This is a genomic window from Polynucleobacter sp. 35-46-11, from assembly GCF_002281105.1.
Genome location: NZ_NCFJ01000635.1, coordinates 1 through 1,285 on the forward strand (window position 1 = coordinate 1; position 1,285 = coordinate 1,285).

The window sequence follows — 1,285 nt, forward strand, 5'->3', positions numbered from 1 at the left end:
AAAAGATTTCATTAATTAACCTCAACTGGAGTTATTAGTAATGGCAAAAGCCCCAATGCGTGTTGCAGTCACCGGTGCAGCCGGTCAAATCGGTTATTCCCTCCTTTTTCGCATCGCTAATGGCGATTTATTAGGCAAAGATCAGCCAGTAATCCTCCAGTTACTAGAGATTCCAGACGAAAAGGCTCAAAAAGCCTTAGCTGGCGTGATGATGGAATTAGATGATTGCGCATTCCCATTGTTGGCTGGTATGACAGCCCACTCTGACCCGATGACTGCATTCAAGGATATTGATGTTGCCTTGTTGGTTGGTGCACGTCCTCGTGGCCCTGGCATGGAGCGCAAAGATTTGCTCTCAGCCAATGCTCAGATTTTTACTGCCCAAGGTAAAGCTTTAAATGCAGTAGCTAAGAAAACTGTGAAAGTATTAGTTGTTGGTAACCCAGCAAATACCAATGCATACATCGCCATGAAGTCTGCTCCAGATATTCCTGCAAAGAATTTCACTGCAATGTTGCGCCTCGATCACAACCGCGCGCTCTCTCAATTGGCTAGCAAACTCAATAAGCCAGTTGCTGATATTGAGAAATTGGTTGTTTGGGGTAACCACAGCCCAACAATGTACCCAGACTATCGTTTTGCAACAGTTGATGGCAAGTCTGTCAAAGACAGCATTAATGACCCAGCTTGGAATAAAGACACATTCATTCCTACAGTTGGCAAACGTGGCGCCGCCATTATTGAGGCTCGCGGTCTCTCTTCTGCAGCATCAGCTGCGAATGCAGCAATCGATCACATGCATGACTGGGTTCTGGGCACAAATGGCAAGTGGGTCACCATGGGCATTCCTTCCAAAGGTGAATATGGCATTCCAGCTGAAGTGATTTACGGCTACCCAGTCATTTGCGAAAATGGTGAATACAAAATGGTTGAAGGCTTAGAAATCGATGAGTTCTCACGTGAGCGCATGAATCACACATTGAACGAATTGCTTGAAGAGCAAGCAGGCGTTAAACACCTTCTTTCTTAAGGACTTTCATATATGAAGCGTACCCTTCTCCTCGTAAGCATGATGGCTGCTGGCTTTGTTAGCACAGCCGGTGCAAGCGAGGCAGTATCGACTTGGACTTGTAGCGAAAGCAAACAATTTAATACGACCGGGACAATGGAAAAGATTCGCCTAACATGGCAATCCAAAACTTTTGAACTGGTTCGTGAAAATTCTTTGCCTGGTAGTTTGCGTTACAAAAATACTACCAGTGGGCATGATCTAGTCGTGCTCGGT

The 1,285-nt window shown here is 45.5% G+C and carries 2 protein-coding genes; both read left to right on the forward strand.

Annotated elements, in window-relative coordinates:
* Positions 1 to 40: 40 nt before the first annotated feature.
* Positions 41 to 1,030 carry a malate dehydrogenase gene (locus B7Y67_RS18325; protein WP_215300881.1) on the forward strand — a complete coding sequence of 330 codons (990 nt, stop codon included), beginning with the start codon at positions 41 to 43 and terminating at the stop codon, positions 1,028 to 1,030.
* A gap of 12 nt (positions 1,031 to 1,042) precedes the next feature.
* Positions 1,043 to 1,285: hypothetical protein (locus tag B7Y67_RS18330; protein ID WP_293599862.1), on the forward strand; the 243-nt coding region annotated here is incomplete at its 3' end.